The organism is uncultured Treponema sp. (assembly GCF_946187725.1).
Taxonomy (GTDB): Bacteria; Spirochaetota; Spirochaetia; order Treponematales; family Treponemataceae; genus Treponema_D.
The window spans coordinates 165,671-191,083 of the sequence record NZ_CAMHSK010000001.1 but is presented as its reverse complement, the minus strand read 5'-3'; the positions used below and the strand labels follow the sequence as shown (position 1 = coordinate 191,083).

Sequence of the window (25,413 nt, the reverse complement as noted above, 5' to 3'; positions counted from 1 at the left end):
ATACTACTCGTAATGTCCGCGACATGAAAGAATTTGTAATTCATCATCTTGAATACGATAAACGAATCTGTTCACATCATCAATTCTGCGACTCCAGAATCCACTGAATTCGTTTTTTAACGGTTCAGGTTTGCCAATTCCTTTATTCATTCCGTTTCTTTCAACATCTTTCAATATTGCATGTATTCTCTTTAATGTTTTCTTGTCCTGCGATTGCCAATACAGATAATCATCCCAAGCCTCATCGAACCAGATTTTCTTCATTATTTCACCTCGATGATTTCATGCTCAACGCCTTTACCTTCATTCAAGGCTTTTATTCCTCGTCTAAGATGTTCAAGGTTACTCTCCGAATAGAACGGATCGCTTGATTCCAGAGAAACTTCAAATGGGATGCGTTTTTCGCGGATGACTTTTTTTGCGAACATTTTGAATGCGCTGGTAATTGAAAGCCCCAGCTGCTCGCAAACTTCTTCAAAAGAGTTTTTTTCGTCACTGTCCATTCTAAAATTAACCATTGCCTGTGCCATAATTCACCTTCCTTACATACAATGTAAATCATAAATCAATATTTGTAAAGCAAAATAAAGCAAATAAATGTAAAAAAGCCGTGCAACTTCCATTCTGTGAAAATTGCACGGCAACATGACAACAATCCGTTATGACTTAATTTGTCAGAATATATGCAGTGTCGGTTGCAAATTCCGTAACAGAATCTGGCAGTTTTGTAAAGATGAGCGTGATTGTACACCCGCTTCCTTTTATTCCTTTGCCGCTCGTGGTGTATGTGCCTTCAATAGAGCCGATGATTTCATTGTTATAAGAAAGTTTTCCTGTAAAAGTCCCGTCATTGTATACAGGTGCTATGCAGTGATAGCCGTCACCATTACCTGTGCTTCCTTCTGGCCAAAGCCAAATTCCTTCGCCTTTTTTCAAAGAAGTTTTATTGTCTGAGGTTCTAAAACTCGCGGTTGTTGGTAATGTTCCGTAAAAATAATCGATAAGAGAAATTGATGAACCAGAAATTTCATATTTATAAACTACCATCGTGGCAAATTGGTTGGCACAAACTGCAAGCTCACTTTCAAGTTCCACTTCGGAAAGTCCAGAATACATTCGAAGAACTTCTTCATATTCTTCAAGTGACGAAAAACTATATGTTATGCCTCTGTTTTCGCCAGAAAAACTCTTGAAGGAAAGGAAAAGCAAGTTTTGGTTTGAATCATAAGAATATCTATAAATTGAGTTTTCGGTTTTTGTCTCATTGTTTTTTATGCGCGTATATGTTTCGGTTGCAGCGTCGTTCGTAAAAGTCCATGTTCTCATCTTTTCGGAAGAACTGCCTTCAAGTGTAAATGTCTTACCGCTAAATGGATTTGTTCCCACAGATTCCGGCAATGTCACAGTCGGCGTTGTTGCTGAAGAACCACCTTCAGTTTTTCCGCTGTTTGAACTTGCTTTTACTTCAACAGCAGGAACAGTCGCCTTGAACTCTGTTGCAGTTGCTTCAAAATCAAAACTCTTCTGACTTGCAACATCTGTAAGTTTTCCGTTGCTCAAAATTTTCTCTACTGTGAGTGAAAGTTTGACTTCCGAATTTCCAAATTTCGAGATGTCCCCTTTGTATGTGCCTGAATACTTTGCAGTCGCGGCGTTTTTCTCCGTGAAAGTCCATGTTCCACCCTTAGACTCGTCAACAACCGCGCGATAAGAAATGTTTGCACTTACACCAGGATTCGTTTCTGTAAAACGATATGAACCATTTGACGCCTGGAGTGTCGCTGTCCTCTGACCACTTGTATTTGTTGTTGCCGCCGTCACGGTTCCTGTCGTTGAAACAGATTCTGTTCCTTTCGAACTTTGATCCGTGGAATCATCATCATTGCTGCATGAAGATATTCCAAAAATCAGTGCCGAGGCCAGCAGAACTGCTGAAATTGATTTTATTGCTTTCATAAAAAAAGCCTCCTTTAATTTTTTAATATTATGACATTCACTAGATGTCAATTCTACTTACAGCATATCTTAACATTAGCCAATTGACAAGCACTAAATGTCAAATAAGCGTATGTTCAAAAATAAGAATGGAGAATCAAACAATATCTCTGGGAAAAATATTGCCCGCATCCGAAAGGGAAGCATTCCAAAACTTTCGCAACGGGCTTTTGCGGATAAACTGCAATTATACGGAATCGATGTTGATAAAAATGCGATTCAGAGGATTGAATGTGGAAAAAGATTCGTAACTGATATTGAACTTGTCGCAATCGCTGAAGTCCTGAAAGTGCCTGTTGCTAGCCTGATAGAAAAACAATAAACTGTTTCATAATCTTTGCAACTTTATAGAAAATAATTTTGGGACAAATATCATGAAACAATACACACAAGAAGAATTGAAAAAAATCTACACTGCACGGCGGGAAAAGCTGCTTTCCTACATGACAGAAAATAGCATCACGGCGGTAGTTTTTGAGGACTGTGAGGAAAGGCGCAATCCTGCTGTCCGATATTTTACCGGTCACCCGACAGACGCACTTTTTATCATCGCACAGAATGGAAAATGTGCCCTTATTCCTTGGGATGAAAATCTCGCAAAAGAACGCTCTGTTGATGTCGATATTCTTCCATATAACAAATACGAACGAAGAAACACTCGTGCCGTAAAAGAAGTTTTGAAGTCTTTCAGAATCAAGTCTAACCGTCTCAAGGTTGAAATTCCGCCAAGCACTCCGTATCCGCTTTTCTTGCAGTATGTTGACGCGCTTGAAGGTTGGGATGTTCTCTGCCGAGAGAAGAGTGCTCATGATTTCGTGGTCGATATGCGTTCTACAAAAGATGAATACGAAATTGAATGTACCCGCGAGGCTTGCCGCGTTGGTGACTGGATTATCTCTGAAATTGAGCGTGGAATCCGTGAAAACTGGCTTCAGAAAGAAAGTGATGTTGCCCTTTTGATTGAATCGGAACTTCGAAAATGCGGATGTGAGCGAACAGGATTTGACACTCTCGCAGCAGGTCCAAGCCGAAGTTTTGCGATTCATGCTTTCCCTGGCTACACAAATGCTCCATGGCCGGCACAGGGGCTTTCAATCCTCGACTTCGGTGTTGTTTATGAAGGCTACACAAGCGATACAACTTTGACTGTCGCAAAAGGCCCGCTCAATGCCAAACAGGAAGAACTTCTTGCACTCGTAGAAAAGGCGGCAGAACAAGCTCTTCCGCTTTACAAAGCTGGCTCGCCAATAAAAAAAGCAGCCGAAGCTGCTGATTTGGTTTTCTCAAAGGCAAAACGCACCATGCCGCACACGCTTGGTCACGGAATCGGTCTTGAAATCCATGAATTCCCGCGCGTAACCCCCAAACACCCAGATGACCTTCTTTTTAAGGCTGGAATGATTGTCACTCTGGAGCCAGGCCTCTACGACCCGGAACTTGGCGGCGTCCGTCTTGAAAACGATGTCCTCATCACCGAAACCGGCAATGAGGTTTTGACACATTCTAAGATTATCAGAATCTAAGGAAGTGCTGATTAATTCTCCATTGAATTAATCAGTGTTTTCCTAAATTGCTTTTTCGAGAGTATCTGCCTCGTTGTTGAGAACAATACGCAATGTCTCATCTTCGAGGCTTTCTGAGAGTTCGCGAAGGTCGCCCAAAACTTCCTTTACGAGCTCCAGCCCTTCCTTTTCAGTTGGCTTTGCACTTTTGTTTTCATGAATCAAACCTGAACGAATGAGTGCCTTGGTTGTAGCATAAAGGCCAGGCTTTCCAGAAAGCTTTGAAATCACATAATCAAGAAGAAGACGATTCTGGCTGGTCATGAATTCGTTTCGCTGCTCATCCGGCAAGAATTCGAGCATCTCACGGAGAGACTTGAACATTGAAAGGAAAGACCTGAATCTGTAAAGAAGGCTCCTGTCTTCGATTGCGGCGATAATTGACGGAAGCATATCAATTGCACGGCGCAAGGTCAAATCATCAACTTTTGGAACTGTTTTTTCTGCGGTCTCTTCTTGCATATCGTCCTCCAGAATTTCTTCAGTACCTATATTTTCCACTGTTTTTTCAGATTCCGCAACTGTTTCTTTTTCATCTTCTTCAATCTCTGTTTCAAATCGCGGTTCTGGCTCTGGTTCTAGTTGAATTTCTTCTTCCGAGTGGAATTCTTCTTCAATATTCGATTTCTGAGACTCTGGTTCCGGCAAGGTTTCTTCTTCCGTCAGAACTTCTTCATCAACTTCAGATTCCTGAACCTCTGGCTCTGACTCTTCCTGAGTTTCCTCCGGGATTTCTTCCTGTATTTCGGGCTGCAGTTTCAATTCGTTTACAGCCAGGGTTTCAATCTTCTTTGCTTCTTCAGCTGCCTGAGCCGCATCTGCTGCCTGGGATGCAGCTTCCCATGCACTTTGAGCGGCATAATTCGCCTTTTCAGCAAGTTCTGCAGCACGCTTTATCTGAGCTTCAAGCATATCAAGAGAATCATCAGAAATTTCTTTTCTGGCCGCAGCAGGTGTTTCTACCTCAACGACTTCAGATTCACCGTTTCCATTTTCCGCATAGTCAGAATTTTCGCTTTCTTCTGCAAAAACAGGTTCAGCAAGGTCTTCTGTCTCAAGCAGCTGTTCACCTTCATTCTCAAGCATATTATCATCCATTTTTTCGGCAACTGAGTCCAGATTTTCTGAGTCAGCTTCCGGGTCAGCAAGCATTTCCATATTAAAATCTACATTTTCAGATTTTTCTTCTGATTCTTCGGCTGGATTTTCTTCTTCTGTGTTCTGTTCTTCGGAAAGTTCATTCTCTTCTTCCGCTGGCTCTGAATCGCCCATACTTTCGGCAATTTCATCAAAATTCATTTCATCAGAGACAAGTTCATCCGCTTCGAGTGGCTTCTCTTCTTCGTTAGAATTTGCACTTTCAGCAGTAACATCAGCTGAATCCACAGAATCTACTGAATCCGTTGAATTTTCGGTCTCAGGTAAATTTTCTGGAACTTCCGTCTCGACTTCAGGTTCAGTGGTTTCAGAATCCAGTTTTCCACCTGAGAAAAGACTGTCATAATCTACACTGTTACCCGAATTTCCTGAAAAATCGATTGAAGCAAGGCTGTCATCATCGCCTATGATTCTTTCGGATGCGGCCTTTGAACGGTGATTGAATGAATCGGCATTGCTTGCCTTTTTGTAAAGCTGGAGTGCCTTTCCAAGCTGATTCTGTTTTTCATAAAGTTCACCGAGGTAAACCATTGCAATTGCATCTTTCGGATTTTTCTGAATCGCGGCCTGCAAATACGGTTCCGAGCGCTTTTCGTCACCAATTTGAACGAATCTTCGGCCCCAATCACGATAAACTTCATTATAATCAGGATTGATTTTTTTGATTCTGGTGAAACATTCTTCGGCCTTTTCGTTCGAGCCAGTGCAAATATAATACTGACCAAGAAGATTTAATGTCTGAACATCATTTTTGTCAGTTTCCTGCAATTTTTCGATTTTAGCCAGCGCCGTGCCAAAATCATTTGCCGAAATATGAATCGATGCCGACTGTTTGATAAGTTTCACATCATTCGGATTCAATTTTTCAGCATGAGAGATGACCTCAACCGCATCAAGAGTTTTTCCCTGACTTTCGAGAGCGTGTGCAAGTCCTGTGAGTGCGTTTCGATAGCCTTCATCAACATCAAGGGCCTTTTTATATTCAACTTCCGCATCTTCAAAAATGCTCTGACGGTTGAAAATATTACCCTTTGCAGTATGGATTTTTACATCATCAGGATTGAGCTTCAACGCCTGATTTACGATTTCATCTGCCTCACTGACTTTGTTCACATTCAGAAGAAGGTCAGCATATGCTTCAATGGCATCAGTCCAGCCCGGTTTTGCACGAAGGGCGCCTTCAAAGAAATTGAGTGCCTTGGCTCTCTCACCGATTTCCGCATAACTTTTTGCGATATTGAATTGAAGAATCGGATGATTGGCATCAAATTTTAGACCGCGATTGTATGCTTCGATTGCCTTAGTATGCTTGCCCTGAAGAGCGTAAATTGCTCCAAGATGATTATTTGCAAGGACATCGGACGGATTTTCTTCAACGACTTCCTCAAAACACTGAATCGCCTCGTCATATTTTCCCATGAGACGATAAGTGAAACCGAGATTATAAGAAATTTTCGCTCTTGTCTTTTGATTTTCTTCACAAGTTTCAAGTGCGTTTTTCAGAATCGTCACTGACTCTTCATATTTTTGCTGACGGCGATAAATTCCTGATATTGCAATTCGAGCCTCAAAATTCGCCGGATCAGCTTTCTCGACCTGCTGAAAAATAGTCAAAGCCTGGTCATCTTTACCAGCCTTTGTGTAAAGATTTCCAAGCTGCATTTTGTAATCGAGATTGTCAGGAGCTTCCATGATCAAATTCTTGAAAATTTTAGCCGCAAGAGAATAATCATGGGCAATCAAAGCTGATTTTGCCCGGTCCAACAAAGTGTTCACATCAGACATAATTTATAACTCCGTTATTTTTTTGATAATCGGGAACTAGGACGGGCGAAAACTTCTTTTGAAAGCAGTCCGTTGATTCTACCGTCCACTTTAGAATACGCACTTACCGCAAAATAATAAATTCTTCCGTTCTCTAGTCCAGTCAGCGTGGTTGATGTCACATTTCCGACCTTGATTGGTGAAGTTCCCTGAACTGCAACACGTCCAAGATATTCACCAGGTCTGTTTCCATAATACACATAGTATCCACCGGCATTATCATCAACAGAATAACTCCAGTTCAAAGTAACCGAACCGTCACCCGCAACTGCATTCAAAGCAAATGGCGGCAAAGGCTCATTCTGTTCTTCATATTTTAGCGTAATTTCAGAAATCTTTGGAGTCTGACTGCCCGCACCATCAGGCAACAGTTCTGCAGAAAGCTGGAAATACAGCCCCGTAACGCCATCAATCTTTTCGCCAGGAACAATTTCCTTCCAGGCCGGGAAATTATCATTCCAGCCGTAACAGTTGTCGCCACTTCGAATGTAAAAACGGATATCAGTCTGCGGAGGAACATTCATCAGAGTGTCGATTTCATCAAGAACAGCTGCCTGAGAAATCAAAAGCGGTTTCGTAATGATTTTTCCGCCGCCAATCGTATATTTTTCATTTCCTGACAGGAAAATATCAGCTCGTTCCCTTCCGGCAGGAACACGCGAAATCCTGAAATTGTCGATTTTACCAACATAATCCGGGCAAATTTCAAGTCCTGCTTTTTCGCCAAGAATCGGATAGTAAACCGTTCCATATTCATGACCAGTTTCAGTGACAAAAATCAGCGATTCAGTACGACCGTCAACGAGATATTCAAGAAGTCCGCTCTCAGAATCAAAACTTACTGTATGCCTTGACCACTTATCCGGAACCAGAGTTTTGTAACCAGAGAGATGAATTTCGCTGGCCGGATATGGTACGAAAATTTTATTGAAAGTCCATTCAAGCCGGTTCTTAAAGAAAGAAGCCAGAATCATCTGATATTCAGAATGAGATTCATCGTTTAAAGAAGAGCGCCATGAAAAGACCGTCTCGCCGTTTTCTGCAAGTGACGGACAAAGCCAGAATTCAATCGTAAATGAGCCTGTGAATCCTTCTTTACCAAAAAGAGCAGAAGGCTTTCCGCTTAAAACAAGGCCCTTTTTATTTCCGCGACTCATTGCCGCACCATTTCCCTTTACAGCCTCAGAAACGGGCACAAGATTGTTCGAAACAATCGAATAATTGTTCGCCGCATCATAGACTTTAGAGTCATCAAAAGTCAGGAGCAAATCCGTTGAAGAATCAGAACGAAGCGTCTTAGTTGAAAGTTCCAGTGCATCATAGCCAAACTGACCGTTTTTTGTACCAACCACGACACCGTTCATTTCGGAAATTTCATCCCAGCCATTTTCACCGCCAAGCACAAGCGTCTTAGGGGTAGCGAAAGAAAAATTAGCAATTAGCAATGAGAAATTTGCAATTAGCAAAAATTTTCTCACCCCAGCGAAGCCCTTCAGTCTTTCACTGACACTTTTTGAAAAATCCGATAAAATATTTTTTGTACCCATTATGCTTACGACCAAAACATCAGACTATGAAAAACTTCATGAAACTGCGTTAAGGGCGCCCTCCTCAAGCGGTGTATATTTATGGCGGAATCACGAGGAAACCGTCATTTATGTTGGCAAAGCAAAGAACCTGAAGAACAGGCTCTCTTCATATTTTTCAGGCGATAGGGGCATCAAAACCCAGCTTCTCGTCTCAAATGCGGCATCAATCGAATACATTACGACAAGCAATGAGTACGAGGCATTTCTTCTCGAAAACAACTTAATCAAGAAGTACAACCCCCGCTACAACATCCAGCTCAAAGACGGAAAATCATACCCCGTCCTCAAAATCACGAACGAAGATTTTCCGCGTCTCTATAAAACCCGGCAGGTTCATCGTAATGACGGAGCCGCATATTTTGGTCCCTTCCCAGACGCTGGTGCTCTCGACACTTTCATCGACACGCTCTACAAGCTTTATCCTGTAAGACATTGCCGTACATTCAAAAAGCGCGAAGCACCTTGCATGTATTATCACATCGGGCGATGTAAAGCCCCGTGCTGCAATAAAATCGATAAAGAGACCTATACTGTATATATCGATGAAATTAAGTCTCTACTTGAGGGGAAAGGCGACGAAACAGTACAGAGAATCACCGCAGAAATGAAGAATGCCGCCGCCAATCTGAACTTTGAAAAAGCGGCCCGATTGCGTGATGGATTGCGTGCGCTCACAATCATGCAGAATCAGAACATAGTCGAAGATTTTGCCGCCGAAGACCGTGACTATATCGCGCACTGGCGTGAAGGCGAACTTGTAAGCTTTACAGTGCTCAAAATTCGTGGCGGAAAGCTCCTGGGCCGTGACAATTACCGTGTCGAAAGTCTGAACGAAGATGACGAACTTCTTGAGGAATTCGCAAGGGCGTACTACACGGACAAAGATTCGCTTCCACCCAAAATTTTCATCGACGAAAAAGACAATACGGAGTTTCTGGAAGAATGGCTATTACAGTTAGCAGGTAGCAAGGAGCAGTTAGTAGTTACTGCTCACTGCTCACCGCTAACTGCTAACTCTTCACTTTCCACTTCCTCTCTTTTGGAAAAGGTCTCGGAATCGTCTTCTCGTCGTGATGTTGCCGCTTTGAACATGGCGCGCGAGAACGCTAAGGAAGACATAATTCGGCGGGTGCGGGAACGGGGCGACATGCCGGCACTTAATGAGCTTAAAGAATTACTGAATCTTCCGCGATTGCCTGAACGAATCGAAGGCTTTGATATTGCTCATATCGGCGGCAAATTCCCGGTTGCTTCGCTTATCTCGTTCTGGCGGGGAAATCCTGACAAAAAGAATTACCGCTATTTCCGTCTCAAAACGACTAACGGTGTAATTGATGACTTTGCCTCAATGCGCGAAGCCGCAACCCGCCGTTATTCACGGCTCTCGAACGAAAATGCTGAACTGCCCGACCTTATCTTAATCGATGGTGGCATCGGTCAGGTCAATGCCGTTGACGGAATCCTCAAAATGCTCAATCTTGACATTCCGATTGCGGGTCTTGCCAAACGTGACGAGGAAATCTGGCGTCCACATGCAAGCCACCCGATTTGCCTTCCGCGTCGAAGCGATGCCCTGCGATTGCTCCAGCGCGTTCGTGATGAAACCCATCGTTTTGCAACCAGCCGGAACCAAAATTTACGCACAAAAGAAAATACAGTCTCAATCTTTGCAAGCCTTCCCCATGTCGGCGAAAAACGCGAAAAAATTCTCATCAAGGAATTCGTTACGCTTGAAAATCTTGCCGCCGCCGAAGAAGCAAAAATCGCACAGGTACTGCATGTCCGAGCACCCGAAGCAAGCGAAATTCTTCTTGCCGCACGCACTGAACTTGAAAAACGAAATGAAACAAAAGACTCAAAGAAAATCCTGTTCAATGCGCAGCTTGGCTTGAATTCCGGCAACGCTCAAAGCGAAGATTATGCATCAACTCTTGCCGACGCAGCCCTTGGAGAGTAGGCTCGTTCAGAAATCTGAGTTTCCGTACGAATCTGATTATAATTTTCTTATGAATCTGAAATAAACACTGTCTTTTACTCGAAATAGGTTGTATAATATATAGACCGATATGTTTTTAGCAACTGCACGAGAAGCAACTGCATTTTTTTATGCACTTTGCGACTTATTCTGCGCGTCAATCATTGGCATCTTGCTTTACACCACCCTCACAGATGTTGACCGCACCAACAAACGAATTCATCTCATCGCTGTCTTAATCACGGTAATCGTTTACTGCATTTCCGACAGTCTATGGATTTTCTCTTATTGCAATTTTATCATTCCTTGCACACGCGTTCCGCGATACATCACCAGCATCATCAAATATATCATCATTTCAGGCTGTTCATACACAATCTGCCGTTTTTTCTTTTCAATCTGGGAATCCGTCGTTGGCAGCAGAAAAAGAAGGTCTAAGACCATTTTTCTTCCAATCGTGATTCTCGTTTTAGCCGTAATCACCACGCCTTTCACGCATCTCATCTTTGAAATCAACAACTTCGGCTTCATGCTCAAAGGCCCGCTTTATCAGCTTTTTACAACGGTTCTTTTCGGATACCTCATTGTATTCTCAATCTTTTCAGTTATTTTCTACTTCCAGACTGAAAACGACTTTGCCAAAGAACAGTACAGTTTCGTCCTCATCTACACAATTCCTGCACTGTTCGGCGCATACATCCACTATCATCACTGGACAATTCCAAGTTTCGCAATCGGGTTCACTTTTGCTACGCTCATTATCTATATCTTCCAAATGCGTGACATGGTTTCACTCGACGCACTCACAGGAATCAACAACAGACGGCAAGGCGAACGCTTCTTCATGGAGCAAATCAGCCGCATAAACGAAGAGCCTCATCAGCTCATGGAATGCCTTTTCCTCTTCATGATGGATTTAAACAAATTCAAGGCAATCAACGACAATTACGGTCATGCAGAAGGCGACAAAGCCTTAATCGCCACATCTGAAGTCCTCAAAGAAGCCTGCTCACACATCAGACGGCGCTGCATTCTCAGTCGCTTTGGTGGCGATGAATTCGTAATCGGCGTTGTATTCACTCCCGATGAAGCACATTTGCTCAACGAAAAAATCAACGAGCTTATAATCAAAAAGAACGAAGAACTCAATACACCATACAAGATTTCAATCAGCGTCGGATACACTTACTACAAAAAGGAATTCAGGGATTTGCGCACCTTCCTTTCAAAAGCCGATAAAATCATGTACGAAATGAAGGAAGCCGCTCACAAACGCGAAGCCGAAGAAAAATCGCTAGAAAAAAAAGAATAAAAAAAGTAGACTACAATCATGAATCTTTCAAATGTGGTGATAATTCTGTGCCGTCCCGAAGAAAGCCGGAATGTAGGTGCAGTCTGCCGTGCTATGGCAAACAACGGTCTCAAAAATCTGCGAATTGTCGGCAAAAAATCAGATTTTGACGAAGAGAGGGTGCGCATCCTTGCAATTCATGCGGCATCTATCTGGGAAAATGCAGAATTCTTTGATTCAATCACCGCAGCTTCAAAAGACTGTGTTCTATGTGCAGGCACAACCCGCCGTCGCGGTAAAAAACGCGGAAAACTCCTTCTTCCAGAAGAACTTGCAGAAAGTGTCTCGCCAATTACCCAGGATGGAAAAATCGCCGTGGTCTTCGGAAACGAACGCACAGGCCTAGAAGAACAAGAACTTGATGAGTGCACAATGGGAGTCACAATTCCGTCTGATGAAGGTTTTCCGTCTCTCAATCTTTCGCACGCAGTTCAGCTCGTTTCTTATCAGATTTTCAGAAAATCCCTTGAAGAAAAGAATAAAATTTCTGCCGGTTACACACCAGTTACGCTTGAACGGCTCGATAAAACAGTCACAGGAATTGCCGACAATCTTCAGAAAATAGGCTTTTTCAAAGTCACCGGTCGAAGCGACATGGAAAAGTTCTGGACGGATGTACTTTCCCGTGCGGCTTTAAGCGAAAGCGAAGCTCAATATATCGAGAAAGTTTTCTCAAAAGCAGCGGGATTGGCAAGCAAACACGCTCTATAAGCGAATGTGTTCTGGTTCAATCACATCGCCTCTGCAATAAAGAAGACCTGCATTTTTAACGACTTTTTCAAGCTGACGGATATTTCCACGCCACTGAATTGTTTTTAAAACCGAAACGGCTTCTGCGGAAAGTTTTTTATTAATCTTGTACTTTTTCAGAACAGATTCCGCAATTTCCGGGATGTCATCAAGGCGTTCCCTCAAGGGCGGAATTCTAAGCGTTACATCGTTTATTCTGTGAAGCAAATCTTCCCGGAATTCACCTTTTTGGATTTTAGCATCAAGATTTCTGTTCGTGGCAAAAATCATTCTGGAATCGACGGGAATATCTTTATTGGAGCCAATGCGATTTACCACATTTTCGCTCAAAACCTGAAGCAGCTTTGTCTGAAAAGAAGGCGAAATGTCACCTATTTCATCTAAAAACAAAGTTCCGCCATAAGTCTCTTCAAAAAGCCCCATTGATTCAACCGCACCGGTAAAGGCACCTTTTACAACGCCAAACAGTTTAGATTCAATAAGCATTTCATTCGAATTTGCAAGAACCTGCTGCTTAAATTCACTCTTTCGGCGAGAAGAAAGCTCATGAATTGCCTTTGCAATCAAAGTCTTGCCTGTGCCAGTTTCACCCAAAAGCAATACGGAAACATCAAAAGCCGCAACTCTAAGGATTTCAGCACGCAATTTCTGCATCGCCGTAGAACTTCCAGCCAAAGCAGCATAACTGGGGCTAAGCTCACACAGCATCTTGTGTTTTTCAATGTCAAAATTATTGTTTTCGGGCAGATTATTGGAAGAATTATCAGAATCAAATTTTTCGAGCAAAACCGAAAGCTCTGTCATGGAACGATATTCAGAAAGCTGGAAATCATTTTCTGAAATCAGTTTTTTTAGATTTTCATCAACGCAAGAATCTTTTGCAAAAATAAGGCGCGTGTCATATTTTTCTAGAATCTTGCAAAGAAGCTGAAAATCAGAAGCATAACGGATTATTTTATGCGATTTATGCCGTGCAAAAATCAGCTCATCCAGCTTGTCTGTAAAAAGAACACAGGAATCCGACATCACTCTCTCCGTGCGACTTATTTTGCCTGCTTTTCAAGACTCTCGACATGATAGATTCCGGATTCACCGGACTTTTTCTTACCGAAAAGCCGCGTGCAAATCAGCAGCGTTTTATACCACCAATAAGGGAAAATCAGGAACAGCTTCGCCGGATTGTGCGCGATTTCATTCCATATTTCATGGCCGGCATCAAAAGATTTTTCACTGACCCGTTTGATTCGGCCACCGAAAATTCCAAGACAGTCTCTGTAATACAAAAATATGCTCGATGAAAATTGCTCGCGCCTGTGATAAGCCCAGAGATTTTTTTCTTTTATGCCTTCGCTTACAATGACAAGAGAGGGGGATGCCTTATAAATCGCCTGAACGACATTTGGTTCCGCACTTTTGGGGAAATAGCCGACATAACGGCCGACAATCCGAAGATTTTTGAAAGTGTCGTGAACATTATGTTCTGCCGTCTGAAGAGTTTTTTTATGTGCTCCAAGAAGATAAAGCGATCTGTAGTTATAATCAAGCGTGTTTAGAATCTGAATGACCGCATTGAAAGGATTGTAACGAACAGGAACATCAAGTTTAAGAAAACGAGCACCCTTCAAGATGCTTTTTGAAACCGGGAGAACCAAATCTGCGTTTCGCAAGGCATCACCCAAATCCTTTTTTTTGTTACGAGCCTTGAGTAAATCCCAAACCGAGAGAAAAACAATCTGCTTCATGCCAGGCTTTTCAAGAATCCGCATGATTTCGCCTTCAAGCTCTTCCTGACGGCAAATATCAATTGGTACCCCAAGCAATTCGATTCGCTTCATTTTGAAAAGACACCCCTTTTTTCTATGCGGAACAGTTTAACACAAAAATTAAATGATTAGCAATCATCATTTACATCTTCATTACTAATTGCGGATTGCAAAACGGCGATTCCATAAAGTGCCGCCGTCTCACAGCGAAGGATGTTTGTTTTTAAATGAACAGGCGTGAATCCAGCCTCTCGCAGGATTTCTATTTCAGCAGGGGAAATTCCGCCCTCGCTTCCACAGAAAAGTGCGGCTTTCTTCGCTTTTGTGATTTTTTTGCAGGCTTCGGAAACTGACATCGTAAAATCATTTCGCTCATAAAGCACGATGGCAAGTTTTTCTGAGTCAGAAAGGTTTTCAGTTTCTGCTTTCCATAAATCCGCGGCTTCTTTTAAATTCACGCAATCTTCAATCTGTGTGTTAACGGGACTTCCGCTCTGTTGCCGGGCTTCTTTGATAATCCGCTCAAAACGCTCTGAACGAAAATTCATTTTCTCGCCGCCTTTTTGAGAAAATTCTGTCTGAACCGGGAAAATTTTGGCCACACCACATTCTGTTGCCTGGCGCACAATCAGGTCAAATTTTGAAGACTTTGGAACCGCCATGAAAAGCGAAAATTCACATGATTCAATCGCGTCAGTCTCTTCAGGCTGATTTTCGCCCTTTTGTTCTGAATCAAGAAGGTCACAACTTTGCAACAAGATTTTTTTTAATTTTTCATCAACCGCACAGACCGTCATCGGCTGCAAAACGCCGTCGGGAAGCCTCACATGAATCATGTCACCGGCACGAATTCGAAGTACGCTACGCAAATAACGATAATCCTTGCCGATTATAGTGAGAAATCCGTCTGAATCGAGTGCTTTTTGCGAAATGTATTGGCGCACCGGTTATTTTTTCTCGTCTTTCTTAGAATCTTCCAAAATTGCCAAATCCTGGAGTTCTTTGAGCGTTTTTGTATTTTTAATCAGTTCAGTGAAATTCTCTTTCTGAAGAATTGAAATTGCTTCGTTCAACTGGATGTCGTAATCCAAATCATAGAGCATTGTGCCCTTTGTTTTGTTGACTTCGTTACGAACCAGCTTGCGAAGACTTGATTCATCGATTTCGGTATATTTTGACTTGAGAGTCTTTGCAAAGTCAGAAATCTGTTTTTCGGTCAAATCAGAGCGGCCGTCAACAAAATCAGAAACTTCGGTAGACTTGTACAATTCAAGATACTGCTTTTCGCCTTCTTCACTCAAAACAGGGAAGAGAATTTCGCGGTCAGGCGGAATGCCGATTTTGTCAATGTTAACATCGCTCGGAGTGTAGTAGCGTGCCATGGTAATTTTGATGCCATCGGTAGCAGAAAGCGGCAAAACCTGCTGAACAGAACCTTTTCCGTAAGTGCGCTGACCAACAAGATATGCGAGATGATTGTCTTTTAAAGCACCGCTGACAATTTCCGAAGCCGAAGCACTTCCTTTGTTAATCAAAACAACGATTGGCATGTTACGGACAGTTGTTTTTTTGGCAGAAGCAGTGAAGACTGAATTTTCAAATGAAAGACGGCTTTTTGTTGATACAATCGAACCACTGTCGATAAATTTGTCTGCGATATCAGCGGCACTTGTAATCAGGCCGCCTGGATTGTTACGCAAATCGATGATAAGGGAAGTTGCATTTGCTTCTTTGAAAGCATTGAGTGCTTCCTGAGTGCGCTCAACTGTCTGCGGGGTAAATTCGATGAGGCGCATATAACCGATTTTTGTGCCTTCAATCATGCCGTATTTGACGGTCGGAACTTCGATGATTGCACGCACAAGCGAAACCGGGAATTCCATATTCTTTCCACGGCGGATTACAAGCTCAACACTTTCACCGACCTTTCCGCGAAGCATATCAAGAACCTGCTCCATAGTGATTGTAGAAGTGTCCGTGCCGTTAATAGAAATAATTAAGTCACCAGCAAGAATTCCTGCTTTAAATCCTGGAGTATCTTCAACAGGAGAAGCAACTTCGACATAAGCAGGTTTTTCAGGACTGGATTCAGCAGATTTTGAAATCTGAAGACCAACACCGCCAAAAGAGCCTGAAGTTGTATCACTGATATTTCTGAAGCTTGATTTGTCGAGGTAAACGGTGTAAGGGTCTTTTAATGATTCAAGCATTCCCTTGAGGGCACCGGCATACAGAACCTGAGGATCGATTTCATCAACATAATTTCTTTCGACGAAATCAAAAACTCCGTTCATCATCTCCATAAACTGGCGTGACTTACCGGATTTTTCAGACGCAGAATTTGCAGCAGACTGTGCAAAACACTGGGAAGCAAAAAGTGCAATTATAAAAATCAGAAGAACTGAGTTTATTCGTTTTAAAATTGAATCAAATTTTTTCATATAATTCTATTCTATGTATCTATGGAAGAAAAATCAATGATTATGAAAATTTTATCGTTTCTTTTTTAAGGGAATTTCTCTTTATAAGAGCAGGTTTTTATGATATAATGTTCTCTATGCAGATTATTCCAGTTGCAAGCGGCAAAGGCGGTGTCGGTAAAAGCCTTCTTTCCGCAAATTTAGCAATCGCACTCGGAGCTTCGGGCAAAAAAGTTGTTCTCGCAGATTTAGATTTAGGAGCTTCCAATCTTCATCTTGTTATCGGGCAGAATTCTCCCAAAAAAGGAATAGGCACTTTTCTTACAGGCGAATCAAAATTCGAAGAAATCATAGCTCCTACAGATTATAAAAATGTAAGCTTTATCGCCGGTGATTCTGAAATTCCGGGATTGAGCGCACTCAAAGCTGCTCAAAAAAACGCATTGATTAAAAAATTCCACTCGGTTGATGCTGATTATCTCATTGTCGATTTGGGAGCAGGCACGCATCTTACGATTCTTGATTTGTTCCTCACTTCTCCGCAGGGCATAATCGTTACGGCACCAACAGTCACGGCAACATTGAACGGCTATCTTTTCCTGAAAAACGCTGTTTTCCGCCTGATGGCAGCAACTTTCAAAAAGAATTCAAAGGCCGCCGAATTCATCAGCAGACTTCGAAATGATTCCGCATCGCTTCAGCGCCTTTACATTCCAAAATTAATCGAAAAAATCTCAGAAATCGACCCTGAAAGCGGCAATCGGTTTAAAAAGCGTCTCACTCAGTTTAAGCCACGACTTATCATGAACATGATTGATGAACCAAAAGATGCCGAAAAAGCACAGAAGATTCGCCGTTCATGCCAGCAGTATCTTGGAATTGAAGTAGAATCTTTGGGCGTCATGTACCGTGACACAATGCAAGACAAGGCACTTTCTTCAAGTCTGCCAGTTACGGTTTACAAGCCGAATTCCGTTCTTGCACAGGCAATTTTCCGCATTGCAGATAAAATTCTTCAGGGCGAGTCACTTTCTTTCGACGAAACCTTTGAACTTGCTTCAGAAGAGGCAAACGATGATTATTCAGCAAAAATGTCTTATGTCGAAGACTTGGTCGGAAGCGGGGCTTTGAATGTCGCAGAACTTGCCGAAATGATTAAAACTCAAGCCTACGAAATCACTCAGCTCAAAAACGAAAATATCATGCTCAAATCACGCTTAGTAAAAGCAGCTCAACAAGGATTTAAACTATGATTCTTCCATTATATATCAATTATCCTTCATGGATTCATCCGGAAATCTTTCCAGGCCTTCCTTTTCTGGGACTTTTGCGTTGGTACGGTCTCATGTACATCTTCGCATTTGGTACGGCTTTTCTTGTCCTCAAAAAACTGTTGAAAGAAGGTGCTTTGGATTCAACTGATTCAAACGGCACTCTTCGTAAGGCAACAGAAGACGATATTTTCAGTTTTATCGCCACAGGAATCGTTTTTCTGCTGATTGGTGCACGCGTTTTCTCAACTTTGGTTTACGACACTTCCGGAATCTACATCAGAAAACCGTGGCTCATTTTCTGGCCATTCCAGAACGGCAGGTTCACAGGTCTTGCAGGCATGAGCTATCACGGTGGATTTATCGGTGGTCTTTTAGGCATGATTTTCTGGTGCTGGAAGCACAAAGTTCCCTTCTTCAAGTGGGCAGATGCCATGGTCACGGCAATTCCCCTCGGCTATACATTCGGTCGAATCGGCAATTTCATGAATGGCGAGCTTTACGGCAGAATTACCACGGCAAAATGGGGCATTATTTTCCCGCACGCAGAAAAATTCTCATCATCGCTTGGCTGGGTCAAAGAATTCATGGCAAAAATCGGCATGGAAGCTCAGACTAATCTCGTGAACCTTCCGAGACATCCAAGTCAGCTTTACGAAGCACTTTTTGAAGGAATCATTCTATTTTCTATCATTTGGATTTTGCACAAAAAAAAACCCTTTGATGGATTTTCTGGTGCAATTTACACTGGCGGTTACGGATTTTTCAGATTTTTCATCGAATATTTCAGGGAACCAGACGCAGACATCGGTTATCGGATTGCGGCAGACACAAATGCTCCACTCTACATGAACACAAGCCTGCTCAATATCTCGACCGGTCAAATTCTGTGCTTCCTGATGATTCTCGGTGGAATCGGAGTTGCCGTAGCAGGTTATTTATTGAACAAAAGGAAAACTAAAGCATGAAAAAATCTAATTTCTTCTATATCATTGTTGCTTTTTCGCTGATTTTTATTTCTTGCGGCAAAAAGGATTCTAAAACTGTGCTCCGCATGAATGTTTCTTCTGAGCCAGATTCATTTTTCCCATGGGAATCTGCAGCAACAGATACAGCCGCAATTTTTTACAATATTTTTGACGGACTTTTTTCTTTTAACGAAAAAGGCGCTATAGAGCCTGCTTTATGTGAATCTTATGAAATTTCAGACGACAAACTGACTTACACATTCCATTTGCGAAAGGGCGTAAAATTTCATAACGGTGCTGATTTTACCAGTGCAGACTGTATTTACACTTATGAAAACCTTGCTGGACTGAACGGAAATGCCGTTCGCTCTGACATGATTGCCCGCGCAGTCGAAAGCATTCAGACAACAGATGACTACACCTTCATCATCAAGACAAAAAACAGGATTGGCGGCTTTCTTGCACTGAACATTTGTCCAATTTTGCCAGTTGGATATTCAAACCATGCAGCAAAACCGATTGGAACCGGAGCATACAAATTCGTTGAATACAAACTCCATCAGAAAGTCGTTCTTGAAAAGAACGAAAACTACTGGAATACCGCGAATTTGCCGTCGATTCCGCGCATTGAAATCTACATCATGTCGGATGAAAACGCGATTCTTTCTGCCCTGCAGTCAAAACAGCTCGATATCGGTCAAATGCTTTCCGCAGAAAATGCAAAGACTCTGGTCAACAAATTCCAGCTTTTTTCCGCACCTCAGAACATGGTTCAGGTTTTAGGCTTAAACAATTCTATCGCCCCATTGGACAATCCAATCGTTCGACAGGCAATCACAATGGCTGTCGATAAAAACGAAATTATCGAAGGTGCGATGGGCGGATTCGGTACAAAGTTGTACAGCAATTTCTCCCCGATTTTGGGCACTTATTATAATGACCGCCTTTCTGACATCTACAAAAACGATTTGTCACAGGCAAAGGCACTCCTTAATGTTGCAGGATACGCAAACGGCTTCGATTTAACGATTACCGTTCCTGCAAACTACAGGATTCACATGGATACAGCACAGATTATCGCAAAGCAGCTTTCACAAATCGGAATCAACTGTAAAATTCAGCCTGTTGAATGGACGACTTGGCTCGATCAGGTTTATACAAAATTCGACTATCAGGCGACAGTCATTGCTTTTGGTGGAAAACTGGAACCATCTGAGGTTTTGCGACGATATTATTCAACTTACAAACGAAATTTCACACGATACAACAACCCGATTTTCGATGAAACTTTCGACAAAGCTGAAGTTGAGACAGACCAGACAAAACGAATCAAATATTACAAATACTGTCAGGAACTTCTCACAAAGTCAGCTCCAGCTGTCTTCATTGCCGACCCAAACAACACTGTTCTTCTTCGTAAAGATATTCGCGGCTACGAGACCTATCCGGTGCTTTTCTACAATTTCGCAAAAATGAGCTTTGAGTAAGCCGGATTTTTAAGGATTAACACGAATTATCAGAAGGATGAGAGATGTTTTATTTACGAAAAATTCTCAGTTTTATAAGCACTCTCATCCTTATATCTTTGCTCACCTTCTTTGTTTTTCAACTTTTACCAGGGAATCCCGCACTAGCCATTTTGGGAGCTGATGCAGAACCAAGTCAAATCGCTGCTCTTGAAGAAAAAATGGGCTTGGACAAGAGCGTTGCAGAACGATATTTCTTATGGCTTGGAAATGCACTCCGTGGTGACCTTGGGATTTCCTATCAGTACAATCTGAGTGTTTCGTATCTTATCAGAGGTAGTTTTTCGGTCACGCTGAGCCTTGCCTTTATCACCCTCATTTTTACGGTCTGCATCGGATTTTTCTTCGGATTTCTGTATGCTTACATCCGCAAAACAAAGTTCTTCAAGCCGCTCATGTCGCTGCATCAAATCTGGTTTTCCGTTCCTTCTTTTTGTACGGCACTGCTTCTGATTCTTGTTTTCTCTGTCAAACTGCAAATTTTCCCGGCAATGGGCTATGTACCGATTTCCGAGGGATTTTTTTCGTGGCTTCACTCACTCATGCTTCCAGCTTTATCGCTTGCCTTGGGTTCTGGTGCGATTCTTGCCCGTTACACGACTACGAGCATTTTGAATCAATTTAAGCAAGATTATGTCCGCACGGCACGCAGCAAGGGCTTGAATGAATGGCAGGTGATTTCCATCCACATCCTCAAAAACGCCCTTCTGCCTTCAGTTACAACGCTCGGACTCATTATGACTGAGATTTTAGGCGGGAGCATCATCATTGAAAATGTGTTTTCACTTCCTGGAATCGGAAGACTCGTCGCATCATCGATTTTGACACGTGACTTTCCGCTGATTCAAGGACTTGTGCTTTATCTCGCCATAATAACTTTACTTTGCAACACGACAGTTGACCTTCTGCATGCAATAATTGACCCTCGTTTGCGAAAAGAGGCAGAAAAATGAAAAAGTATTTCGCGAACAAGTCTTTTTTAATCGGATTTTGCATAATTGCTTTCTTTCTTTTGCTGACTTTTCTGGGATTTTTCTATCTTCCATACGAAGCTGATTTTACGGACACCTCGAACAAATTCGCTTCTTTTTCAACAAAACACCTTCTCGGCACAGACCATTTGGGTCGCGATGTTTTTTCACGAATTCTTGTCGGAATCAGGATTTCCTTCGGAATCGGCCTGACCGTGATGATTTTCGGCTGCATTTCAGGTTTTTTACTCGGTTCAATTTCCGGTTATTTTGGCGGAATCACGGACACGATAATTCAAAAGCTCGTTACCGTTCAAATGTCGTTCCCAGGCATTCTTCTTGCACTGATGCTGATTGCAGTTTTCGGTTCTAACACTAAGATTACACTGCTTGCCTTGTGCATAATGAGCGTTCCCCGCTTCACAAGAATCACGCGTTCAAGCTTCATGAAGCACAAAAATGCCCTTTTCGTAAAAGCTGCCCGTTCCCGTGGAGCAAGTCACCTTCGAATCATGCTGATTCACATTTTACCGAACATTCTTCCAGAGATTCTTGTGACCTGTGCGCTTTCATTCGCCCTGGCAATTTTGAGCGAATCAGGTCTGAGCTACCTCGGATTGGGAATCCGACCGCCTGCCCCAAGTTTTGGCAGAATGTTGAACGATGCACAAAGATTCATCTTCCGAAATCCAGTCGGCGTTTTAGTTCCAGCCATTTGCCTGAGCAGCATGGTCACAGCATTCAACCTTCTTGCGGACGGCATAATGGAGTGCGAGACTTCGAAAAGATAGACAGAGAGTAGAACAAGCCTTATTTTCTTCTTCTGTTGTAACTCGCTGCAAATTTCAATAAAATATCTTCTATGAAAACATCTAAATTCTATCTTTCGACACTCCGCGAAGCTCCTAGTGAGGCTGTAATCGCCAGCCACAAACTCATGCTTCGGGCTGGAATCACACGCAAACTTGGAAACGGACTTTACACTTATCTTCCTTTGGGCGTCCGCTCTCTTTATAAACTTGAACAAATTATCCGCGAAGAACTTGACGAGTCTGGCGCGCTTGAATTCAAATCAACTGTAATCGTTCCGGGCGAAATCTGGAAGGAATCTGGCCGATGGGAAACAATGGGCCCTCAGATGCTCAAGGCAAAAAACCGCGGCGAGCAGGACATGGTTGTTTCTCCTACAGCCGAAGAAGCTTACACTGCAATCGTTCGTGACGGTCTCGACTCATACAAGCAGCTTCCTGTAAACCTCTATCAGATTAACACAAAATACCGCGATGAAATCCGCCCCCGATACGGCGTAATGCGCGGCCGAGAGTTCATCATGATGGACGCTTACTCAATGCACGCAACTCAGGAGTCTTTGGACGAAACTTACGAAGAGTACGCTAAGGCTTACCACAAGATTTTCAAGCGACTCGGACTCAAAATCATTCCTGTAAAGGCTGACTCAGGCGCAATGGGCGGAAGCGGCTCAGAAGAGTTCATGGTTGAGTCTCCAATCGGTGACGACACACTCATCATTTGTCCAAAATGTGGATACGCCGCAAATGCAGAGAAGGCTGCCTGCGCACAGGACAATCCACCTTCTGTTAAAACAGATGCCGCTCCGGAAGAAGTTGCCACACCAAACGTTTTCTCAATCGAAGACATGGAAAAGTTCTTCAACGCTTCTCCAAAAACTTTCATCAAGGCGCTCATTTACAAAGCAACAAACTGTGCGCTTGACCTTTCAAAAGTTCCGGGATGTGAAAAATGGGAGCGCGTAAAGGATCCGGCAGGCGATTACTACCCGACGGCATTCTTCTGCGTTCTTATCCGTGGTGATCTGGATGCAAACGAAGCAAAACTTGCAGGTCTTGTAAAGGCAAGCGAAGTAGAGCTGGCAGAACCAGAGGAAGTTGTTGCAATGAGCGGCGCTTCTCACGGTTTCGTTGGTCCGCGCAAAGTAAACTGCCCGATTATCACAGACCTTTCAATCATGACTGCAAAAGAAGACGGCACTTTCGAGGCTCAGATTCATGACGCAATCGCAGGAGCCGGAAAAGACGGATTCCATGTAAAGCACATCGAGCCAGGCCGTGATTTCACACCATACATGGCAGCTGACGTGCGCCTTGCAAAAGAAGGCGACAAATGTGCCTGCTGCGGCGAGACTTTCTACCAGAAAAAGGGAAATGAGCTTGGACACATCTTCAAGCTCGGTCAGAAATACACAAAATCAATGAAGGTAACTTTCCTTGCCGAGAACGGAAAGCCTGCAATCCCGACAATGGGCTGCTACGGAATCGGTGTTGACCGCACTCTCGCTTCAATCATCGAGGCAAACAACGACGACCACGGAATTATCTGGCCGATGACAGTGGCTCCTTTCCAGGTTTGTATCGTTCCAATCCGCTACGAAGGCGCAATGAAAGAAGAAGCCGACAAGATTTACGAAGCTCTCAAAGCCGCCGGAATCGAAGTCCTTCTTGACGACCGAAATGAGCGACCAGGCGTTAAATTCGCCGACATGGAGCTTATCGGAATTCCGCTTAGAATCACAGTCGGTGACAAAAATCTTCCGAACGTTGAGTTCAAGCCAAGAAGTGCCGAAAAGGCCGAGCTTGTTCCAGCCAGCGAAGCCGCCAAAAAGGCAGAAGAGTTCGTTAAGGCAGAACTTGCACGCTTGAACGGATAAAAAACTATAAATTGGACGCAGATAGACACAGATAAACGCAGATTACTTATAGTTTATAAATCTGCGTGAATCTGCGTTCATCCGCATCGAAAATTGAATTCTATTTTTATTCCCAGGGAATTTATTTTCACACTTTCAACGAATATTTTTTTAAATCCAGACAGGCCTTTCCATCAGCGATGAATGAGATTCCTTCTGCTTCTTGCGGAGTATAAATTGCGCAAGTCATTGCCTGCTCGCCTCCGTTCAAAAAGACTTCAATGCTGTTCTTGTCAAGGACGATTCTTAAATTCAAATCTTTTGAATCATTAAGGATTTTGCATACCTGAGTGTGCATAAGAGCACGCCGAGTCCCGGAATATCTTCGGTCAATCGTAAGCGTGTGCTCGTGAATGCGATAAATCAAATCTGTGTGGAAGTTTTTATCTTCGGCAAACCTTACCGTGCAGGAATAGCAATCAGCATCCGGCGAGATTTTGACTTCCATATCAAGCACGCGGCCTTTCACCTCATCAAAACTCATTCGGTTTGAATTCAGACTGACATTATTGAAAGAAACCTCATTCTTACGAAGGTTATCAAATTCCACGGCTGGTTTTTGCCACATTCTTCCGTTCTTTACAAAAACTTCGCGCGGAACCGACATTTGTCCTGCCCACGGAGAACCGGCTTCCCTTATGGAACAAGTATCCCAGTTCTGCAACCAGCCAATCATTATTCTTCTGCCGTCTGGTGTCTGAACGGACTGGGGAGCATAAAAATCCATGCCGCCATCGATAATCTGCTTTCCTTCCTCGCAGAATTTTCCTGTTTTTTCATCAAATGTTCCGATAAGGCAAAGCGTTCCGTTTCCGTTATTGAATTCACCTTCAGCGAGCATATCCTGCGGGCTTACGAGAAGCAGATATTTTTCGCCAAGCTTGAAAAAATCCGGGCATTCCCACATTTTTCCGAAGCGATTTTTGTTTGAGTCAAGGACAGTCCAAAAGGTCCAGTCAAAGCCGTCGGAACTTACATAGAGCAGAATCTGACCGCTGCCGTCAGAAGGCCTGCTCGCAACCGCGCAACAAAATCTTCCGTCTGAGAGTTGCCAGATTCGCGGGTCACGGAAATCCGCCTTGCTCGCTCCTTCCGGCAATTTTGAAGCATCAATCACAGGATTTTTTTCGTATTTGCGATAATTCTGTCCGTCACCAACGGCCAAACACTGAACCTGAGCATCTCGCAGAGACCCATCCGGCAATTTATACTGTTTTACGCCAGTATAAATCAGCAGATGAGTTTTATCTGAAAGCTCAATTGCACTTCCAGAAAAACAACCGTTGCAGTCATAGCTCTCATCAGGAGCAAGAGCAGCCGGGAGGTACTCCCAGTGCAAAAGATCCGAACTTACCGCGTGCCCCCAGTGCATTGTATTCCAATGAATATCATACGGATTATACTGATAGAAAAGGTGGTATTTTCCGTCGTAATATGAAAATCCGTTCGGGTCGTTCATCCAGCCGCAAAGCGGGGTCAGATGAAAAGCCGGTCTGTCCTTAGCCGCAATGGAAGCAGCAGCCTTGCTCTCATAATTTCGTGCTTTCTGCAACAATTCGCTCATA

The 25,413-nt window shown here is 43.1% G+C and carries 21 protein-coding genes; 11 read left to right on the top strand and 10 right to left on the bottom strand.

Annotated elements, in window-relative coordinates; translation table 11 throughout:
* Positions 1-3 precede the first annotated feature (3 nt).
* The 3 genes from Q0Q74_RS00865 to Q0Q74_RS00855 form a co-directional block, all read right to left on the bottom strand.
* Entirely contained in the window at positions 4-264 is a 261-nt protein-coding gene (locus tag Q0Q74_RS00865) for a Txe/YoeB family addiction module toxin (RefSeq protein WP_294427601.1), read from the bottom strand.
* Positions 264-530, bottom strand: coding sequence for a type II toxin-antitoxin system RelB/DinJ family antitoxin (locus tag Q0Q74_RS00860; protein ID WP_294427599.1), 267 nt, complete (start codon positions 528-530; stop codon positions 264-266). Before Q0Q74_RS00860 ends, Q0Q74_RS00865 begins: the two co-directional genes overlap by 1 nt.
* Before the next feature lie 136 nt (positions 531-666).
* Positions 667-1,956, bottom strand: coding sequence for a hypothetical protein (locus Q0Q74_RS00855; RefSeq protein WP_294427597.1), 1,290 nt, complete (start codon positions 1,954-1,956; stop codon positions 667-669).
* 112 nt (positions 1,957-2,068) lie between these two features.
* Between Q0Q74_RS00855 and Q0Q74_RS00850 the strand changes: the two genes are divergently transcribed.
* Positions 2,069-2,317, top strand: coding sequence for a helix-turn-helix transcriptional regulator (locus tag Q0Q74_RS00850; protein ID WP_294427595.1), 249 nt, complete (start codon positions 2,069-2,071; stop codon positions 2,315-2,317).
* A 52-nt stretch (positions 2,318-2,369) separates the two neighbouring features.
* A complete protein-coding gene (locus Q0Q74_RS00845) occupies positions 2,370-3,518 on the top strand; it encodes a Xaa-Pro peptidase family protein (protein ID WP_294427593.1) in 1,149 nt (382 codons plus the stop codon).
* Between the two features lie 42 nt (positions 3,519-3,560).
* Here Q0Q74_RS00845 and Q0Q74_RS00840 read toward each other — a convergent pair whose 3' ends face one another.
* Together Q0Q74_RS00840 and Q0Q74_RS00835 are read right to left on the bottom strand one after the other, a co-directional pair.
* Positions 3,561-6,500: a tetratricopeptide repeat protein gene (locus Q0Q74_RS00840; protein ID WP_294427592.1), complete on the bottom strand. Its 2,940-nt coding sequence runs from the start codon at positions 6,498-6,500 to the stop codon at positions 3,561-3,563.
* 14 nt (positions 6,501-6,514) lie between these two features.
* Positions 6,515-7,984: a fibronectin type III domain-containing protein gene (locus Q0Q74_RS00835; protein WP_294427590.1), complete on the bottom strand. Its 1,470-nt coding sequence runs from the start codon at positions 7,982-7,984 to the stop codon at positions 6,515-6,517.
* A gap of 103 nt (positions 7,985-8,087) precedes the next feature.
* On the opposite strand from Q0Q74_RS00835, the gene uvrC reads away from it, so the two are divergent.
* The 3 genes from uvrC to Q0Q74_RS00820 all read left to right on the top strand — a co-directional run bounded on the left by uvrC (position 8,088) and on the right by Q0Q74_RS00820 (position 12,165).
* Positions 8,088-10,085 (top strand): excinuclease ABC subunit UvrC, encoded by a 1,998-nt coding sequence (uvrC, locus tag Q0Q74_RS00830; protein WP_294427589.1) that lies wholly within the window; start codon positions 8,088-8,090, stop codon positions 10,083-10,085.
* A 109-nt stretch (positions 10,086-10,194) separates the two neighbouring features.
* Entirely contained in the window at positions 10,195-11,415 is a 1,221-nt protein-coding gene (locus Q0Q74_RS00825) for a GGDEF domain-containing protein (RefSeq protein WP_294427587.1), read from the top strand.
* Positions 11,416-11,433: 18 nt separating this feature from the next.
* Positions 11,434-12,165, top strand: coding sequence for an RNA methyltransferase (locus Q0Q74_RS00820; protein ID WP_294427584.1), 732 nt, complete (start codon positions 11,434-11,436; stop codon positions 12,163-12,165).
* Here Q0Q74_RS00820 and Q0Q74_RS00815 read toward each other — a convergent pair.
* The 4 genes from Q0Q74_RS00815 to Q0Q74_RS00800 are packed head-to-tail and all read right to left on the bottom strand — an operon-like array spanning position 12,160 to position 16,408.
* Positions 12,160-13,230, bottom strand: coding sequence for a sigma 54-interacting transcriptional regulator (locus Q0Q74_RS00815; RefSeq protein ID WP_294427582.1), 1,071 nt, complete (start codon positions 13,228-13,230; stop codon positions 12,160-12,162). The two genes, Q0Q74_RS00820 and Q0Q74_RS00815, sit on opposite strands and share 6 nt — an antisense overlap.
* Positions 13,231-13,247: 17 nt before the next feature.
* Positions 13,248-14,039, bottom strand: a complete 792-nt coding sequence (locus Q0Q74_RS00810; RefSeq protein ID WP_294427580.1) for a WecB/TagA/CpsF family glycosyltransferase — start codon at positions 14,037-14,039, stop codon at positions 13,248-13,250.
* A 56-nt stretch (positions 14,040-14,095) separates the two neighbouring features.
* Entirely contained in the window at positions 14,096-14,911 is an 816-nt protein-coding gene (locus Q0Q74_RS00805) for a 16S rRNA (uracil(1498)-N(3))-methyltransferase (RefSeq protein ID WP_294427578.1), read from the bottom strand.
* 3 nt (positions 14,912-14,914) lie between these two features.
* Complete coding sequence (locus Q0Q74_RS00800; RefSeq protein WP_294427576.1) at positions 14,915-16,408, bottom strand: S41 family peptidase; 1,494 nt, start codon at positions 16,406-16,408, stop codon at positions 14,915-14,917.
* A gap of 116 nt (positions 16,409-16,524) precedes the next feature.
* On the opposite strand from Q0Q74_RS00800, the gene Q0Q74_RS00795 reads away from it, so the two are divergent.
* The 6 genes from Q0Q74_RS00795 to Q0Q74_RS00770 all read left to right on the top strand — a co-directional run bounded on the left by Q0Q74_RS00795 (position 16,525) and on the right by Q0Q74_RS00770 (position 23,809).
* A complete protein-coding gene (locus Q0Q74_RS00795; protein ID WP_294427574.1) occupies positions 16,525-17,640 on the top strand; it encodes a P-loop NTPase in 1,116 nt (371 codons plus the stop codon).
* Positions 17,637-18,626, top strand: coding sequence for a prolipoprotein diacylglyceryl transferase (lgt, locus tag Q0Q74_RS00790; protein WP_294427572.1), 990 nt, complete (start codon positions 17,637-17,639; stop codon positions 18,624-18,626). The genes Q0Q74_RS00795 and lgt overlap by 4 nt, the downstream gene beginning before the upstream one ends.
* A complete protein-coding gene (locus tag Q0Q74_RS00785; protein ID WP_294427570.1) occupies positions 18,623-20,113 on the top strand; it encodes an ABC transporter substrate-binding protein in 1,491 nt (496 codons plus the stop codon). The genes lgt and Q0Q74_RS00785 overlap by 4 nt, the downstream gene beginning before the upstream one ends.
* Before the next feature lie 44 nt (positions 20,114-20,157).
* Positions 20,158-21,105 (top strand): ABC transporter permease, encoded by a 948-nt coding sequence (locus tag Q0Q74_RS00780; RefSeq protein ID WP_294427567.1) that lies wholly within the window; start codon positions 20,158-20,160, stop codon positions 21,103-21,105.
* Positions 21,102-21,914 carry an ABC transporter permease gene (locus Q0Q74_RS00775; protein WP_294427565.1) on the top strand — a complete coding sequence of 271 codons (813 nt, stop codon included), beginning with the start codon at positions 21,102-21,104 and terminating at the stop codon, positions 21,912-21,914. The genes Q0Q74_RS00780 and Q0Q74_RS00775 overlap by 4 nt, the downstream gene beginning before the upstream one ends.
* 71 nt (positions 21,915-21,985) lie before the next feature.
* On the top strand, positions 21,986-23,809 hold the full coding sequence (locus Q0Q74_RS00770) for a proline--tRNA ligase (RefSeq protein WP_294427563.1): 1,824 nt from the start codon (positions 21,986-21,988) through the stop codon (positions 23,807-23,809).
* 127 nt (positions 23,810-23,936) lie between these two features.
* On the opposite strand, the gene Q0Q74_RS00765 is transcribed toward Q0Q74_RS00770, so the two are convergent.
* Positions 23,937-25,412, bottom strand: a complete 1,476-nt coding sequence (locus tag Q0Q74_RS00765; RefSeq protein ID WP_294427562.1) for a glycoside hydrolase family 32 protein — start codon at positions 25,410-25,412, stop codon at positions 23,937-23,939.
* Between the last annotated feature and the right edge of the window lies 1 nt (position 25,413).

Bases quoted from the DNA above. Each gene is read 5' to 3' on its own strand.
- Q0Q74_RS00865 (WP_294427601.1), bottom strand. From the start codon at position 264: ATGAAGAAAATCTGGTTCGATGAGGCTTGGGATGATTATCTGTATTGG.
- Q0Q74_RS00860 (WP_294427599.1), bottom strand. From the start codon at position 530: ATGGCACAGGCAATGGTTAATTTTAGAATGGACAGTGACGAAAAAAAC.
- Q0Q74_RS00855 (WP_294427597.1), bottom strand. From the start codon at position 1,956: ATGAAAGCAATAAAATCAATTTCAGCAGTTCTGCTGGCCTCGGCACTG.
- Q0Q74_RS00850 (WP_294427595.1), top strand. From the start codon at position 2,069: ATGTTCAAAAATAAGAATGGAGAATCAAACAATATCTCTGGGAAAAAT.
- Q0Q74_RS00845 (WP_294427593.1), top strand. From the start codon at position 2,370: ATGAAACAATACACACAAGAAGAATTGAAAAAAATCTACACTGCACGG.
- Q0Q74_RS00840 (WP_294427592.1), bottom strand. From the start codon at position 6,500: ATGTCTGATGTGAACACTTTGTTGGACCGGGCAAAATCAGCTTTGATT.
- uvrC (WP_294427589.1), top strand. From the start codon at position 8,088: ATGCTTACGACCAAAACATCAGACTATGAAAAACTTCATGAAACTGCG.
- Q0Q74_RS00825 (WP_294427587.1), top strand. From the start codon at position 10,195: ATGTTTTTAGCAACTGCACGAGAAGCAACTGCATTTTTTTATGCACTT.
- Q0Q74_RS00820 (WP_294427584.1), top strand. From the start codon at position 11,434: ATGAATCTTTCAAATGTGGTGATAATTCTGTGCCGTCCCGAAGAAAGC.
- Q0Q74_RS00815 (WP_294427582.1), bottom strand. From the start codon at position 13,230: ATGTCGGATTCCTGTGTTCTTTTTACAGACAAGCTGGATGAGCTGATT.
- Q0Q74_RS00810 (WP_294427580.1), bottom strand. From the start codon at position 14,039: ATGAAGCGAATCGAATTGCTTGGGGTACCAATTGATATTTGCCGTCAG.
- Q0Q74_RS00800 (WP_294427576.1), bottom strand. From the start codon at position 16,408: ATGAAAAAATTTGATTCAATTTTAAAACGAATAAACTCAGTTCTTCTG.
- Q0Q74_RS00795 (WP_294427574.1), top strand. From the start codon at position 16,525: ATGCAGATTATTCCAGTTGCAAGCGGCAAAGGCGGTGTCGGTAAAAGC.
- lgt (WP_294427572.1), top strand. From the start codon at position 17,637: ATGATTCTTCCATTATATATCAATTATCCTTCATGGATTCATCCGGAA.
- Q0Q74_RS00785 (WP_294427570.1), top strand. From the start codon at position 18,623: ATGAAAAAATCTAATTTCTTCTATATCATTGTTGCTTTTTCGCTGATT.
- Q0Q74_RS00780 (WP_294427567.1), top strand. From the start codon at position 20,158: ATGTTTTATTTACGAAAAATTCTCAGTTTTATAAGCACTCTCATCCTT.
- Q0Q74_RS00775 (WP_294427565.1), top strand. From the start codon at position 21,102: ATGAAAAAGTATTTCGCGAACAAGTCTTTTTTAATCGGATTTTGCATA.
- Q0Q74_RS00770 (WP_294427563.1), top strand. From the start codon at position 21,986: ATGAAAACATCTAAATTCTATCTTTCGACACTCCGCGAAGCTCCTAGT.
- Q0Q74_RS00765 (WP_294427562.1), bottom strand. From the start codon at position 25,412: ATGAGCGAATTGTTGCAGAAAGCACGAAATTATGAGAGCAAGGCTGCT.